Below are 15,269 nucleotides of genomic sequence, written 5' to 3'. Positions count from 1 at the left end.
GTCGCCACGCCGACGGTTCCGGCATCGCTTCAACCTGCGGCCTTTGAGGGTAATGGAGAATGCTTGCCGCAACTAAAGACCGAGCGGAAGGAGGGTATCGTCCAGATGCCGAGTCCAGAAGACATCGAGCTTCTTGTGCAAGCCATGAAAAGCACGTCCGACAAGCGCCTGTTCCAAAGGTACCAAGTCGTATACTTATATAAATCCGGGTACGCTGTCAGAGATATCGAGCGGATCTCCCAACTGAGCGTCAAAACGATCTACAACTACATACGCGCCTACGACCAAGCCGGCGTCGGGGGTTTGTCCGTCGGCGCGTCGCCCGGCGCCCCCCGCAAGCTGACGGCCGAGCAAGAGAGGCGGCTGATCCACCTGATCACGACGAATCTGCCGGCAGACCTGGCGCTTCCGGGTAGTCCCAAGTGGACGCTGAAACTGGTGGCGACGCTGATCGAACGGGAGTTCAGCCAGACCTATACGCTGAAGGGCGCCTCGCGGCTGCTTCAGGACCTGGGCCTGATCGACTCGGATCCGCGGCTCCCGCCGATCCTAAGCGAAGCCGGCAAACGCAAATCCATGAGCCGCACGAACCGGTCGATCCGGATCCCGACGATTTTTCTGGTGCACAAGGCGCAGCCCGACGGAGATTCTCCGCTGAGGTTCGTCGAAAACGCGCTGCAGCGTTACCCGACCGCCAGGATCGCGGTCATGATGGACGCGGAGCGCCCCGACGACTTCGGTCCGACAGAGGAGCACGAAGATTGGTTTGAACTTATGTTCTACCATCCTATCGGGCGGGCTTAGTCGACCTGATAGCTAGATGGACATAACCTCCAACGTTTCGAGCCGAGAGGCGACACGCCCCTATTTAATTCAATGTCATTTTTCATTATCCTACAACTCCGAATCTACGTAAACCTGCAATCTCCCCTGCGAACAACACAAAGCCGGTGCGCTGCACCGGCTTATTTTTGCTGGACGACGGACGCCGAGTCCGCCCCGGCGCCGCTCATGCGTCCAGCGGCATGCGCTCGAGGTCGAACAGCACCTCCAGGGCTTGGACCGAGTCCCAAGTCTTGCGAATGACGTCGGCGGACGCGGGATCCACGAACATCTGCGAGTCGGGACCCTCTCCGTCCTCTTCGCCCCGGGGCGCGCCTCTCGTATAGAACAAAATGTGGTCCGCCTCTTCTCCCCGCTCCAGAAAAATCGTCTCGACGACGACGTTTTCTCGGCCCATCGTCTCGTAAACCCTATGTATTTGATTCGCCTGCAATTCCTTCACGAACGCGATGAATTCGTCCGTCATGCCCGGCTTTATTTTGACCCGCAAGCATTGTACCTCCATAGGTCCCTACCTCGCTTTATCAGAATCAACCCGATGAACGGAACCGCTCCCGGAGAGCGAATCCATACCGCTGCTGCCGAATCTGGGATGCAGGGTTGTGAATGGAGTATTTAATTCTACCATTAACCATTCCTGACGGGTATGAAACCTGGTTTCGATATCCATAAATCCCGCGCTCGGGCCGTTTACCTTTCGCCATTTTGGCATGGATCGATCCGGCATGTGTTCCGACGATCTCGTTTTGAACTAATCAACTACTATACTCGCGGCGGGCAGACAACGTATATTCGTCAGGAACGGACGCGAACGCGAAGAAGCGGCCCGCATCCGGATCGTCGGATGGGGGCCGCCTCGAAAAACGTCTCCCTACGTATGCCTATCTCTATACTCCTGCGGCGTCATGCCGAACTTGCGCTTGAACGCGTGATTGAACGAATGCGGTCGCAGGTAGCCTAGCTTGGATGCGATCTCGTAGACCTTGTCCGAGCCGCTGCGGAGAAGGAATTGCGCCTTGTCCATCCGTGCGTTCTGGATGTAGTCGCTGAGGTTCTCTCCGGTCACCAGCTTGTAAATCTTGGAGACGTAGACCGGATGCAGATACACGTGTTCGGAAATGGATTGGAGTGACACGTCCTGAAAAAGGCGCTGCTCGACGAAGGCCCGGATCTCGTCGATCAGTGCCGTCCGCGAATCCTTCGTCTCCCGGTCCATGTCCTCGCGGATGCCTTTCAGGCAGCGGAAAGCCCAATTCCGCATATCCTTCACGGTGCGAAGGGGCAGACCCTTCGACATTCGTTCGTATTCTTCGCCGATCAGGAGCCGCAGCGGCCGGCCGTTCTTGTGCGCGATATAGGCGAATGCGGCTGCAAGCGCATAATAAACCTCCTGCAGATGCTCCGGGGAATCCGCGAACCGCCGTTCCATCTCTTCGAAGACGGCTTCGAGCTTCTCCTCGAGACTCTCCCAGCGGGCGGCCTCGAGGAGATGGGTCAGCGTCGGCGGCTCGTACAGGCTGTGCAGCGTCTGGACGGCCGCGTCCGCCTCGGGCGGCTCGTCCAAACGGGCGAACAGCTCTTCGACGCTGCCGATCCGCCGGCGAAACGAGGAGACCGCGCGGTCGTACCGCTCGCGCAGCTCCTCGGGGAATCGTCCGCGTCCGCCCACGAGAACCGAGACGCTCCCCTTGAGATAGGCGTGAACCGCCGATTGCAGCGAGGCGGCGGTCCGCTCGAACCAGGCCGGTTCGAAAGGCGGCGCTTCGCCCGGCTGATCCAGCATGACAAAAACGAGATAATCCAGCGCATCCCGGGTGTGCCAAACGCGGTACCGCTCGCCGAACAGCTCCTCGACCATATTGCCGACGGCATACTCCATCAGCGCCCGGCTGTTGGCATCGTCATTCGGAAAGTCGTCGAGGCGGATCATCATCAGCTCGAAGGCGTCCCCGATCTCCCCGTCGAAGCCAAGCATCCCCATCTTTTCGCGAAGCGCCCACGTCGTACGCTGCCGGCCTTGAAGCAGGTCGTTCAGCAGATTCGCTCGCAGAAGCGGCAAATGCTCCTTCAGCGTGTAGGAGAGCCGTTGTCGGGAGACGACCTCCTCCCATTCCTCCCGGAGCTTGTCCGCTGCGCGCCGGACGGCGGCGGTCAGGTCCTTGTCCCGGACCGGCTTCAGCAGATAATCCTCGGTCTGGTACAGGATCGCTTCGCGAGCGTACCGGAACTCCGAGTGACCCGAAAGCAGAATGCACTTGGTCCGCGGCCAGCGGCGACGAACCTCCGCAACGAGCTGCAGGCCACTCATGCCGGGCATCCGGATATCGGTCAGGACGATGTCGATCGAGCACTGCTCGAGCAGGGCGATCGCTTCCGGGCCGGCATGAGCCCGATAAACCTGCTCAATGCCGAGCGATCGCCAGTCGATGGCGCCGAGAAGCCCTTCGACGACATGGATCTCGTCATCCACGATCAAAAGCTGGACCATGCGGCGCTCCCCCTCCTTCCTCCGGATCGGGGCCGAGCGCCCCCGATCCGCGAACCCAGCTCAGCGTCACCCGCAGACCGCCGTCCGGCGCCCGCTCGAAAATCAGCCCGGACGTTTCCCCGAACTGGTAGATCAGGCGATGATGCACGTTCCATACGCCGCAGCCAATCTCCTCCGACATCGGCTCCCGCAGCTTGGCGCGCAGCTCCCCCAGCTCCTCCTCGCTCATGCCGACCCCGTCGTCCTCGACGACGAGGCGGTTCCAACGTTCGTCCTGCTCGCCCCGGATCGAGATGCGTCCTCCCCCCAGCCGGCATTCGATGCCGTGGATGATCGCGTTTTCCACGATCGGCTGGAGAATCAGGCGGGGGATCGGCTCGTCCAGCATCGACTCCGGCACGGCGATCTCGTATTCGAGTCGCTGCATCCGCATGTTTTGGATCGTCAAATAGTTTTCGACCAGCTCCAGCTCTTCCCGCAGCGGAACGCTCTGATTCTCGACCCGCGTCGTATAGCGGTAATAGGCCGCCAGATTTTCCCCCATCGCAACGACCGCCTCGTGATCCTCGATCTTGGCGGAATTGATCATGAAGAACAGAGAGTTGTACAGGAAGTGCGGATTGATTTGGGACTGCAGCTGCTTCAGCGTCGCTTCGCGCGAGCTGATCTTCTCGGCGTAGACGACCTCGACCAGCTGCTGGATTCGCTCGGCCATCTCGTTGAACCGCTGGATCAGAAAGGCGAATTCGTTTTTGGAGCGATAGTCGATGCGTGCGGACAGATCGCCCCGCTTCATCCGCTGCACGCCCCGAATCATGTTTTTGATCGGAATTTGCACGTTACGGTAAAGCAGCGAGGACGCCAGCACGCTCATGCCCAGGAGCAGCCCGATCGCGGCGTAAAACAGATTGCGGCTTTTCTCGATCGGAGACAGAATCCGCTGTTCGGGCACGTAGTCGACGAGGTACCAGCCGAGCTGGCGGGACTTGACGTAGCTCACCAGCACCTGCTGACCTGCGACCGCGAGCCGCCGCTGTCCCGAATCCCCCAGCTCGCCGCGACGCAGAGCGTCCGCGATGACCGACACCGTGCTTACCTCCGACGTGCTGTTCAAGATGGGCTCGTGGCCGGGGTGGTACAGAAACGGATCGCTCTCCTTGTCCTTCTTGGACACGTCGAGGAGGTCGCTGATGTTCTGCACGGGGAACCGCACCTGATAAACGGCGCCGGCCTGCGCGTAGCCGCGCACCTTGGCCGGCTCGCCGATCTCCCGGACGAAGGAGCCCGCCGCCTCGCCGCGCGACGCATCGATCTCGTAATCCCAGGACGCATGGATCGGCGCCTCCCACAACTCCGGCTGTGCCGAGCCTTGGAGATAGATATTCGTCGAGATGATTTGGCGCCCCTCCGGCAGAAACAAGGTCAGATCGTTCGACCAACTGCTGGAAACGCTCTGCAGTCCAAGCTTCTCCGCGATGCGCGACTCCGCCTTGAGCGCCTCCGCAGGGGAATCGCCCTGATGCTGGACGAATTCTCGGATGTGGGGGTCCAGGCTCAGGATGACGGGAAACATCGACAGATTGCCGATGGACGAATCCATCTGATAGAGAAAAAACGAGAGGCGGTTCAGGTTGGAAGACTGAATCTCTTCCCGGACGACCTCGTTCGCCGTTCGGTTGGAAAAGCTGTAGAGCACCAGGATCGGCACCAGCAGGAGCATGACCAGGATCAGAATCTTGTTGAATATGTTCAGCCGGTATCTCATCTGGCCCGCCCCTCCCGCATGCCGCCCGCGTATTCGCGGCGCGGAGACTCTAGTTTACCCCTTGACCGCTCCCGCCGCCAAGCCGTTTACGACGTATCGCTGTGCGAGCAGGGCGATGATCAGGACCGGCAGCGTGATGATGCAGGCCGCCGCCATGAGCGCGCCCCAGTTGATCTCCGCGTAGGACATGAAGTTGAACACGGCGACGGGCAGCGGCTTCGTCTTCTCGCCCGAGAGGATGATCGAGAACATGAAGTTGTTCCAAGAGAAAATGAACGAGAGCAGCGACGCCGTAATCATTCCCGGTCCCGAAATCGGCAGGATGACGCGCAGGAACACCTGGTGGCGATTGCAGCCGTCGATCAGTCCCGCCTCCTCGATTTCCTTGGGCAGCGCCTCGAAAAACGAGATCATGATCCAGATGATGAACGGGAGTCCGACCAGCATATGGCTCAGAATGAGCGCGGTATACGTATCGACCAGCTTGACCTGCGAGAACAGGATGAACCACGGAATGAGAAACGTGATGCCCGGGATGATTCGCGCGACCAGGATGACGAGGCCGAGCCGGTGCAGATGGTATCTGGCGATTGCGTACGCCGCCGGAAGGCCGAGCAGCAGGGCGAACGCCGTCGACCCGACGCCGACGATCAGGCTATTGATCATATAGCCGAGAAAGTCATGTTCGCCGAAGACGCTCGTATAATTCGCCAGCGTCGGCTTGAAGGACAGCAGCTGGTCCGTCGACATGATCTGAGACTGCGTCTTGAACGAAGCGAGCAGCATCCAAACGAACGGGAACGCGAAGGCCAGCAGCACGAGGAACGTCAGAAGGCCCAGGATCAGCCGGGCGGTGCGTTTGCGTCTAGTCATACTGTCCCTCCACTCTCTTGCGCAGCCACACGAGCAGCAAGGTCAGCCCCATGACCAGGGCGAAAAACAGAACCAGCAGCGCCGAGGCAGTGCCCAGCTTGAAGTACTGGAAGCCCAGCACGTAGCCGTAGATGTTCAGCGTCTCCGTCGCGAGATTCGGCCCGCCCTGCGTCGTCGCGTAGATGATGTCGAAGGTTTTGAGCACGTCGATCAGCCGGAGCATCGCCGCCACCAGAATCGTAGGCTTCAGGAGCGGCAAAGTGATTGCGGTGAACTTCCGCCACCGGCCGGCGCCGTCGACGTCCGCCGCCTCGTAGGGCTCGGAGGGAATCGTCGCGAGGCCGGCCATGACGATGAGCGCGATCATCGGCGTCCACTGCCAGACGTCCACGACAATGAGCGACGGGATGGCCTGCACGGGTGAAGCCAGCCACAGGAGCGGCTTGAGACCGATCGACTCCAGCAGCAGGTTGGCCGCGCCGATCGTCGGCTCGTAAATGAGCAGCCAGACGAGGCCCATCGCGACGGGGGTGGCGACCATCGGGAGCAGGAACACCGTCTTGACGAGATTTTTGCCGCGGAATTCGCGGGAGAGCAGCACCGCGATCGCCACGCCGAGCACGACCTCGATGACGAGCGCCACGACGGTAAAGTACAACGTCGAGCGGGTCGCCCGCCAGAACCGCTCGTCTCGCAGAAGCGAAAGATAGTTGTCGAGGCCCACCCACTTCGGCGGCGTGATGGCGGACATGCTCCATTCGAAAAAGCTGATCCGTACCGTGTACAAAATCGGGAACAGCATCATGATGAGCACGAAGGCGACGGCCGGCAGCACGTAGATCCATTTCAGGTTCCGGTCGAACCATTTGTAAGGCATTGCAGAACTCCTTCCCCAGCCGGCAAGACGATTTTGTCGATGGCAAGCTTGCAGCTATTGGCCGGCAGATTCTTCCCGGTCGGCGAGCGAAAGGGCCATCCGCAATGGCCCTTTCGACCGCAGGCCGCTCCCCGGCCTTATTTGTTTTTGTCCAAATCGATGACGCCCTGCAGCGCCTCGTTCGCCTTGTCCGCGACGGGCTGGATGTTCGCCTCGCCGGTGATGATCTTCTGAACGATCTCGCCTACGGCGTCCCGTGCTTCGCCGACGTTGATGACGGTCGGACGGTCATGGTCGACGCCGCCTTTGACGCTCATCTTAATGACTTCGACCAGCTCGGCCGGGAAGCCCGTCGTCCCCTGCGGATTGTCCCAAACGGAAGCGCGGGCGCCCGGGTTGCCCTTCTCCTGCGTCTTCAGCACGATCTCCTTGCTCGTCGCCCATTGGATGAACGCCCATGCCGCCTCCTTGTCCCGCGACTTGGCGTTGACCGCGAGTCCCCAGGAGGTAATGTTATACGGCTTGGAACCGGCCGCTCCGGCCGGAAACGGTGCGAAGCCCACCTTGTCAGCCACCTGGGACTTCTCGGCGTCCGTCGCGTTTTTGTACAGGGAGTTCGCATCCGTCAGGAAGGCGACCTTGCCTTGGCCGAAGATGCCGAATGCCTGGGGCCAGGACATGTTCAGCACGCCGGGAGGCCCGTAGTCCTTCAGCAGCTTGCCGTATGTCGTGAACGCCTTGATCGCTTCGGGCGTGTTGATCGTCGCCCGGTCCCCGTTCATGAAGTCGCCGCCTTCGGAGTACAGGAACGAGGAGACCTGCGTAACGAGCGGAGAGCGCTGCCCCCGGGCGACGAAGCCGTACATGCCTTTGCCCGGATCGTGGAGCTTCTGCGCGGCCGCGACGAGCTCGTCGATCGTCTTCGGCACGGCGATGCCCGCCGCTTCGAGCAGGTCCTTGCGGTAGTACAGGATCTCTTGCTCGGTGATGATCGGGATGCCCGCGAGCTTGCCGTCCACCGTCGCCGTGCCGACCGCGGACTTGGACAGATCGGCGAAGTCATAGTCGGCATCCTTGTTCACGTATTCGTCGAGCGGCTGCAGCCAGCCGTTTTTGAAGAACAGCTTGCCCTCCTGCAGCGGGCGGTACATGAAGACGTCCGGCGTCTCGGAGCCGGCGGTGAACTGGACCGTCAGCTTTTGCGTCAGCTGATCCTCGAAGTAGCCCTCCACGTTCACCTTCATGCCGGTCGCCGCCTCGAACTCGGGCAGGAGCGGCTTGATGGCGTCCGCCCACGGGTGGTTCGCCGTCACCAGGCTGATCGACTTGCCGGCGAACGGCTTGTCCGCGGCGGCGCCTCCTCCCGGGCCTTTGTCCGCCGGCGAAGCAGCCCCGCCGTTCTTGTCGTTGCCGCCGCAGCCGGCCATCAAGGTCGCGGCCAGAACGACGGCCGTCCCCGCGCTTAACCAACGTTTGGATTTCCTGTCCATTTGAACCCTCCGTGTGAACAAAAATGAATGCGCTTTCTAATCTTAGCTTAGTGAATTCGCGTGCCGGCGGATATAACGATGACTTAAGATCGATAACTACGGATCAAGGTCTTCTCGCGCGGACAGGTCCTTTCGACCTCTTTTTTCCATATTTTTCATGATCGTCGACAAACTTCTCGCACTCGACATTATAGCCGATCCTCACGCGCCGGCAAGCGCGACTTTCCTTGGGTCGGCTTGGCTCTTTCGGGTCATTCGCTCTGAGCATGCTCATGCTAAAATGAACGCAATCAAAGGAGGCCTCACGATGTACAAATGGATCATGAGCGGGTTGATCGTGGTCGTCTGCCTGTTCGGCGTCGGCTTGCTGCTGAACAACCTGCCCGCGAAAGAGCGCCCGGCCGAGCCTTCCGCTTCGTCCGCCATTCCGGATCGCCCCGTCGACGCCGCGGCGGCGGAACCGATTTACAAAAGCAACTGCCTCTCCTGCCACGGCGACCAGCTCCAAGGGGGTGTCGGTCCCGAGCTGACGAAGGTCGGATCGACGATGAGCAAAGAAAGCATCTACAAGCAAATCGCGAACGGGGGCGGCGGCATGCCGAAGTTCAAAGGCCGGCTCAGCGATGACGAAATCGTCACGATTACGACTTGGTTGGCTGCAAAGAAATAAGGACGAGCTTCCGGCTCATACGCCAAAGAAGCCGATGCACCGGTCTGGCGATCGGCACATCGGCTTCTTTGTTTTCAACCGGGCGGGCCGGGAACCCTCCGCGCCGGTTAGACTTTGTAGGCTTTCATGGCTTTCATAACTTCCTTCAGCGAAGGCTTCTTGCCGTACATCAGGACGCCGACCCGATAGATTTTGGCCGCGAGCCAGCCAATGATCAGAACGGACGCTACCAGAATGCCGACCGAAAGCGCGATTTCCCACCAGGCCGGATTGGAGAGCCCGATGCGCAGGAACAAAATGAACGGCGAGAAAAACGGAATGTACGAGCAGGCGACGATGAACGGGCTCTCCGGATGCGTCAGGCCGAAGATCGCGATGTAAAACCCGGCGAGCGTCAGCATCGTGACCGGCATGACCGCCTGCCCGAGATCCTCCGTACGGCTGACGATCGAGCCGATTGCCGCGAAGAGCATGGCGTACAAGAAGTAGCCGAGCAGGTAGAGCACGACGGCGAAGATCAGCATTTTCGGGTCGATCGTATCGAGACGAATGCCCAGGCTCTTGAAGGAATTGGCGTTATGCGGGAGCTGCATGCTCACGATGGTCGCGCCGACGAGGACGACGATCTGGACCAGGCCGACGATGAACGTGCCCAGCACCTTGCCGAACATCTGCTTCAGCGGCGAAACGCTCGTGACGATGATCTCCATGACGCGGGAGCTCTTCTCCGCCGTAATCTCCGTGGCGATGAGCTGGCCCGTGATCATGACGGCCATGAACAGCAGAATGAGGATCACGTAAGTGAGGCCGATCGCGGTGCCTTGCTCCTCCGCCGTCTTGCCGTTGGCGTTGTCGCTGATCTGCACGGCTTGAATCTTCACGGGGTCGAAGAGCAGCTTCAGCTGCGCGTCCGTGAGCTTCGCGTCCTGGATCGCCTGGTTGGTCTTGGCCTCCTGGAACGCGGCTTGCAGCGACTGCTGCGTGTCGGTGTCGAGCATCTTCTTGGAGTGGTACGTCACATCCGGGAAACCCGCCTGCTCGTTGGGCGCGAAGGTGAGGTATCCCTTGATTTCTTTATTCTCGATCGCCTGCAACAAAGCCTGGACATTGGCATCTGCCGAGCCGGCCGCCTCGATCGGGACAAGCTCCACCTTCGGCTTTTCCTGCTTGCCGTAGTACATCTCCAGCCCTTTGATCAGGTCGCCGGGTTCGTTCGTGATATAGCCGACTTTGGTCGCGCCGTCACCGGAGGCGAACTTGTCGATGAAATAAGGGACATTGGACCCCACGACGAGAAGGACGGCCAGGATGATCGTCGTGACGATGAACGATTTGCTGCGAAGCTTGTTGCGCATCGTGAAGGACATGACGGTCCACATGCTATTCATGGCGGTCACCTACCGTTCGGATGAAGATTTCGTTCAGCGTCGGCTCGAGGAGCTCGAACTTCTGAATCGGGCCTTGCGCGAGGGCGTGCTTCAAGATGTCCTGGGCCGTCTCGGCTTTCGCGATCTGCAGCAGGTACCCCTGCTCGGTACGCGTCACGCCCTGCACGCCCGAAATGGTTTCCAGGCCTTCGATCGGCGCGTCGGCGGACAGGACGACCTTTTCCCGCGGAAACCGGCTCTTGATGTCGCGAATCGCGCCTTGCAGCACCGGATTGGACTTGTGCATGATCGTGATATTGCGGCACAGCTCCTCGACGTGCTCCATCCGGTGCGTCGAGAACAGGATGCTCGTGCCTTCGTCCCGAAGCTCCTTGACGGTCGACTTCAGGAGCTCCACGTTGACCGGGTCGAGACCGCTGAACGCTTCGTCCAGGATGACGATCTGCGGACGATGGATGACCGCCGCGATGAACTGGATTTTTTGCTGATTGCCCTTGGACAGCTCTTCGACCTTTTTGTCGTAATATTCGGGCACTTGAAAACGGTCGAGCCACCGTTTCAGGTTCGCCTCCGCGTCCTTGCGCGACATGCCGCGCAGCTGGGCGAGGTAGACGATCTGCTCGCTGAGCTTGACCTTCGGGTACATGCCCCGCTCCTCCGGCAAATATCCCAGCATCCGCAGCTGCTCTTCGCTGTAGGATTTGCCATTGTAGCGGATTTCCCCGCCGTCCGGCATGATGAGCCCCAGCACCATCCGCATTGTCGTCGTCTTGCCCGCGCCGTTCGCGCCCAGCAAACCGTAGATTTCGCCGGCCTCCACCTCGAAGCTCAGGCCATTCACGGCGGTTTTGTCGCCGTACTGCTTGACCACTCGATTAACTACCAACGGATTCATCGTCCCGCTTCCTCCTTCCGAACTAAGCACGCCAGTATATCCTCCAACTCCATCCGCTGCGCGGACAACTGCTTGTAGCCTTCGCGGGCGCAAGCCTCCTCCGTCTCGACAGCCCGATCACTCTCCAGCCGGTAGATGCCCGGCCCCGCTTCGGCTGCGCCTTGCACGCCCGGGAGCGCTAGCAGCCTGGCCCTGTCCAAGCCCGGCGCCGCCTGGATCGCGAAGACGCGCCAAGCATCGAACAGCTGGTCCTTCTCGTACAGGCCGAGCGATCGCCCCCGGTGCAGGAAGAGCACGTAATCGGCCAACCTTCGGATCTCTTCGGTAATGTGGGTGGCGATCACGAGCGTGCGATCCCCCTGCTCCATGTACCGATGCAGCTCCTCGAGCATCGTCTTCCAGGCGAACGGATCGAGTCCGCTCGAAGGCTCGTCGAGGAGGAGCAGCTCCGGATCGTGCGCCATCGCGATCGCGAGCTCGACCTTGCGCCGCATCCCCTTCGACAGCTTGCGCAGCTTCGTGCCGCCTTCCGCCTCGAACTTCCGCATCAGCTTGCGATACCGGTCCCAATCCCACTTCGGATACCAGGCCGAAGCGAATCGGGCCTTCTCCTCCGCCGTCAGGCCGTTTTCGTAAGGATGGGGCAGTTCCGCGACGAATCCGACGCGCGTCTTGCGCCGCTCGTCGCCCTCCGGCCCGACACGTTCGCCCAGCAGCTTCGCCTCGCCTTCGTCGTACGGCTCCATCTGGAGCAGCAACCGGAACAATGTGCTCTTGCCGGAGCCGTTCGGCCCCACGACGGCGGTCACCATGCCGCGCGGAATGTCCAGCGTCAGCGGACCGAGCGTGAAGTGCCGGCGGCGTACTGCCGCTCCCCGCAGGGAAATGGCCGTTTCTTGCGCGATCAAACCCTCGTTCATGGGGACTCCTCCTTCCGGGATTCGGCCTTCTGCCGTTCGTACACGTCGCGCAGAATCCGCTCCATCTCCTCGATCGTGCATTGGAGCTGCAGCCCGGTTTCGACCGCCCGCTCGAATGCTTCGATCACCCGCTCCAACCGGTGACCGGCGCGCGCGTCGGCGTCGACGCCGGCGACGAACGTCCCTGTCCCCTGCCGCGTCCTCAGCAGCCCCTCGGTTTCCAGGTCCTGATACACCCGCCGGATCGTGATCGCGCTGCATCGCAGGTGCGAAGCGAACTCCCGAATCGACGGCAGGAGGGTGCCTTCGGCCAGCTGGCCGCCGAGGATCAGGCTTCGTAGCTGAACCTCGATCTGGTGATAGAGGGGCTCGGGGCGGTTCTCGTCAATCTGTATCGGTATCCACACCGGCCTCGCCTCGTTTCTGTGCGTCCTGTATCCGCATCTCCCGCCTCGCTCCGATCAGAAGGTGTAGCTCCGGTTCCGCATTAATCTGGCGGTCCAACGCTGCCCGATCCATCGGACGAGCGCCGCTGCCATCACCGCCCCGATCGCGGCGGGCAGCGGCGCTTGACGGACGGCCTCGAGGAGCTCCAAGCTCAGACTCACATGCTGCCAAGCCGCGATGGCGCTGACCGCGCCGGCGGCCACCGAGAAGATCAGGTACCATTTCACGTAGGTCTTGCCCGAACAGCCCAGCTCCAGAACCGTGATACCGGCATTGACGGCGAGACCGTAGCTCATCCATACGAGCGCCGCCGCAATCCATTCGCCCGGGCCGTATGCCTCGCGGATCTCCGGCGAGATGGCGTACTGCGAGGCGAAGAACAAAGTCCCCGCCGCCGCCATGACGGCGATGGCCTGCAGCGTCCGGGCGCCGGCCACCGCGCCGACCGGGATCGGCATCGTCCGCCAGTGCGCGATGCGCTTGGTGAAAACATCGTCTCGCCAGTAGGCGAGTACCGTCCGGTTCATCAAGCAGCCGAACACCGGGATGCAGAACAGATAAAGCCAATCCGACATCCCGCTTAAAAAGCCGAAGTGCGCTTCCCAATTCTCCCGCTGCTTCAGAGCCGACTCCAGCATCGTACTGAGCATCGTCCCGGTATAGAGCGCAAAGAGCGAGGTCGCCACCAGGCCGATCCATTCCCGCTTCAGCTCGAACGCCGCGATCGTGCGCACTGCCCGCCAACCCGTCATTTGCCTGCCTCCCCAGCCTCTCAAGGCTCACCGCCCTCGGGTCATACTCAGTGTTTATGTGTGTATATCTTTATACACAGTATATGCACTATGGAAATCTCCGTCAACCCTCTTTTGGAAAAGTGAACAGCCCCCTATAACCCGAAAAAGTCGGGTTACAGCCTGCACAATCTCTCCGCAGCCCCTTCTACTCCGAAAAAGTCGGGTTACAGCCTGCGCCGACTTGCCGGATCGCCTTCTTACCCGTAGCTCGACCATGTCCCTCCCTCCGCCCCTCTTATCGATTAAATAGTTGCAAAAATGCATCTATCTGAACCGAATTTCCGCATCCGCCATCGATTAGCAGCAAAAATACATCTATTTTTCGTAGAAAAGTGATTTCTTCGGATTTTCGCCGGAATTAGATGTACGAATGCAACTAATACGCTCCCAAGCCCTCCAATTGTGAAAGTTAGTGGTATAAATGCAACTAAGCACACGAGCTGCCGGACGCGCAACAACGCGAAGGTCCGGTTTGTTGAGCGGCTGTGAATGCTATAGAATAGAGGAATCAGCGCGGACCGCCCGTCGGCCCGCGCCCGAACGGAGGACATGGAAGATGAACAAGAGAACGTCCGGCAGCCGGACGCACGATCAACAGAGAGGAAAGCCCGGGAGCGCCCCCCGGCAAGGCGAGTCGCGCTCTTCGGGACGAGGCGGCCGAGGCGCCGGCCCTAGTGCGGATGCATCGCGAGCCGGCCGAGGCGGCGGCCCTGGCGCGGACGCATCGCAAGCCGGCCGAGGCGGCGGCCCTGGCGCGGGCACGTCGCGCGGCCGGCCGGCGGCCCGCGGCGCCCGCGGCGCGGCGACGCCCGCCAAGGCGGACAAGACCCTGTCGTACACGGTGAGCGAGCCGGCCGAGCTGCTTCCCTTTTTGCTGGCCAAGCTGTCCGCGCAGGGCCGCAACGCGGTCAAGGCGATTCTCGCGCGCGGCCAGGTGTCCGTCAACGAACGCGTGGTCACGGCGTACAACCATCCCTTAAAGCCGGGCTACGCCGTTGCGATCCGGCTGGGCAAGCCGGATCAGGCGCCGCCGCTCGTCGGACTGAGCATTCTCTATGAAGACGACGATCTGATCGTCGTGAACAAAGACGCCGGCCTGCTCTCGATCGCCTCGGCGCAGGAACAGGAAGTGACGGCCTACCGCCAGCTGAACGACCACGTGCGGCAGTCGGACCCGGCCGGACGCATCTTCGTCGTGCATCGTCTCGACCGCGACACGTCCGGCGTCATGATGTTCGCCAAGCGCGAGGACGTGCAGCAGGCGCTGCAGAACAACTGGCAGGACGCGGTCCTTGAACGCACCTACGTAGCCCTGGTCGAAGGGAACGTCAAAAAGCCGGAAGGCACGATCTCCTCCTGGCTCAAAGAAAGCAAGACGCTCAAGATGTACTCCAGCCCGTATCCGAACGACGGGCAGCATGCCGTCACGCACTACAAGACGCTGCGCGCCGAACCGCGGTTCTCCCTGCTTCAGGTGGAGCTCGAGACCGGGCGGAAAAATCAGATCCGCGTTCACATGCAGGATCTCGGCCATCCCGTCGTCGGCGACAAGAAATACGGCTCGCGCTCCAAGGCGCTGCCGAGGCTCGGCCTTCATGCCCGGGTGCTCGCCTTCACGCATCCGGTCACGGGCGAGACGCTGCGTTTCGAAACGGATATTCCGAAGTCGTTTTTGCACGTCCTCAAAGACGAGACTCGTCCCTAGCCTCTGATCCGAAAGTCCCTCTCCCCCCCAGCGCCCGGAACGTTGCCGTTCCGGCTCTTTTTTTGTATACGAAAACCCCCAGTTCGACTGGGGGTTCCAAAAGCTTATAGCTAT

General features: G+C 60.9%; 14 protein-coding genes. 3 read left to right on the top strand and 11 right to left on the bottom strand.

The window, feature by feature from the left end:
* Positions 1-105: 105 nt before the first annotated feature.
* On the top strand, positions 106-804 hold the full coding sequence (locus LKX83_RS26980; protein ID WP_227885946.1) for a helix-turn-helix domain-containing protein: 699 nt from the start codon (positions 106-108) through the stop codon (positions 802-804).
* A gap of 205 nt (positions 805-1,009) precedes the next feature.
* Here LKX83_RS26980 and LKX83_RS26975 read toward each other — a convergent pair whose 3' ends face one another.
* The 6 genes from LKX83_RS26975 to LKX83_RS26950 all read right to left on the bottom strand — a co-directional run bounded on the left by LKX83_RS26975 (position 1,010) and on the right by LKX83_RS26950 (position 8,336).
* Positions 1,010-1,348: a DUF6176 family protein gene (locus tag LKX83_RS26975; protein WP_227885945.1), complete on the bottom strand. Its 339-nt coding sequence runs from the start codon at positions 1,346-1,348 to the stop codon at positions 1,010-1,012.
* Positions 1,349-1,714: 366 nt separating this feature from the next.
* Complete coding sequence (locus LKX83_RS26970; RefSeq protein WP_227885944.1) at positions 1,715-3,331, bottom strand: response regulator; 1,617 nt, start codon at positions 3,329-3,331, stop codon at positions 1,715-1,717.
* Complete coding sequence (locus LKX83_RS26965) at positions 3,306-5,096, bottom strand: sensor histidine kinase (protein ID WP_227885943.1); 1,791 nt, start codon at positions 5,094-5,096, stop codon at positions 3,306-3,308. Before LKX83_RS26965 ends, LKX83_RS26970 begins: the two co-directional genes overlap by 26 nt.
* 54 nt (positions 5,097-5,150) lie before the next feature.
* Positions 5,151-5,969, bottom strand: coding sequence for a carbohydrate ABC transporter permease (locus LKX83_RS26960; RefSeq protein ID WP_227885942.1), 819 nt, complete (start codon positions 5,967-5,969; stop codon positions 5,151-5,153).
* On the bottom strand, positions 5,962-6,846 hold the full coding sequence (locus LKX83_RS26955; RefSeq protein ID WP_227885941.1) for a carbohydrate ABC transporter permease: 885 nt from the start codon (positions 6,844-6,846) through the stop codon (positions 5,962-5,964). Before LKX83_RS26955 ends, LKX83_RS26960 begins: the two co-directional genes overlap by 8 nt.
* A 137-nt stretch (positions 6,847-6,983) precedes the next feature.
* Entirely contained in the window at positions 6,984-8,336 is a 1,353-nt protein-coding gene (locus LKX83_RS26950; protein WP_227885940.1) for an ABC transporter substrate-binding protein, read from the bottom strand.
* 307 nt (positions 8,337-8,643) lie between these two features.
* Between LKX83_RS26950 and LKX83_RS26945 the strand changes: the two genes are divergently transcribed.
* Positions 8,644-9,006 carry a c-type cytochrome gene (locus LKX83_RS26945; RefSeq protein ID WP_227885939.1) on the top strand — a complete coding sequence of 121 codons (363 nt, stop codon included), beginning with the start codon at positions 8,644-8,646 and terminating at the stop codon, positions 9,004-9,006.
* Between the two features lie 107 nt (positions 9,007-9,113).
* On the opposite strand, the gene LKX83_RS26940 is transcribed toward LKX83_RS26945, so the two are convergent.
* Genes LKX83_RS26940 through LKX83_RS26920 form a run of 5 tightly spaced genes read right to left on the bottom strand, consistent with a single transcriptional unit; the run spans position 9,114 to position 13,408 of the window.
* Positions 9,114-10,394 (bottom strand): ABC transporter permease, encoded by a 1,281-nt coding sequence (locus LKX83_RS26940; protein ID WP_227885938.1) that lies wholly within the window; start codon positions 10,392-10,394, stop codon positions 9,114-9,116.
* The gene (locus tag LKX83_RS26935) at positions 10,387-11,289 is read right to left on the bottom strand and encodes an ABC transporter ATP-binding protein (protein WP_227885937.1); all 903 of its coding nucleotides are present in this window, start codon (positions 11,287-11,289) and stop codon (positions 10,387-10,389) included. The genes LKX83_RS26940 and LKX83_RS26935 overlap by 8 nt, the downstream gene beginning before the upstream one ends.
* The gene (locus tag LKX83_RS26930; protein WP_227885936.1) at positions 11,286-12,209 is read right to left on the bottom strand and encodes an ABC transporter ATP-binding protein; all 924 of its coding nucleotides are present in this window, start codon (positions 12,207-12,209) and stop codon (positions 11,286-11,288) included. Before LKX83_RS26930 ends, LKX83_RS26935 begins: the two co-directional genes overlap by 4 nt.
* Positions 12,206-12,616 (bottom strand): GntR family transcriptional regulator, encoded by a 411-nt coding sequence (locus LKX83_RS26925; protein WP_227885935.1) that lies wholly within the window; start codon positions 12,614-12,616, stop codon positions 12,206-12,208. Before LKX83_RS26925 ends, LKX83_RS26930 begins: the two co-directional genes overlap by 4 nt.
* Before the next feature lie 54 nt (positions 12,617-12,670).
* The gene (locus LKX83_RS26920) at positions 12,671-13,408 is read right to left on the bottom strand and encodes a hypothetical protein (protein WP_227885934.1); all 738 of its coding nucleotides are present in this window, start codon (positions 13,406-13,408) and stop codon (positions 12,671-12,673) included.
* Positions 13,409-14,006: 598 nt separating this feature from the next.
* Here LKX83_RS26920 and LKX83_RS26915 point away from each other — a divergent pair.
* Complete coding sequence (locus tag LKX83_RS26915) at positions 14,007-15,155, top strand: RluA family pseudouridine synthase (protein ID WP_227885933.1); 1,149 nt, start codon at positions 14,007-14,009, stop codon at positions 15,153-15,155.
* The last annotated feature ends 114 nt before the right edge of the window (positions 15,156-15,269 follow it).

This window comes from Cohnella baijiui (assembly GCF_020731285.1).
Lineage (GTDB): Bacteria > Bacillota > Bacilli > Paenibacillales > Paenibacillaceae > Cohnella.
This window is presented reverse-complemented; position numbering and strand designations above follow the sequence as displayed.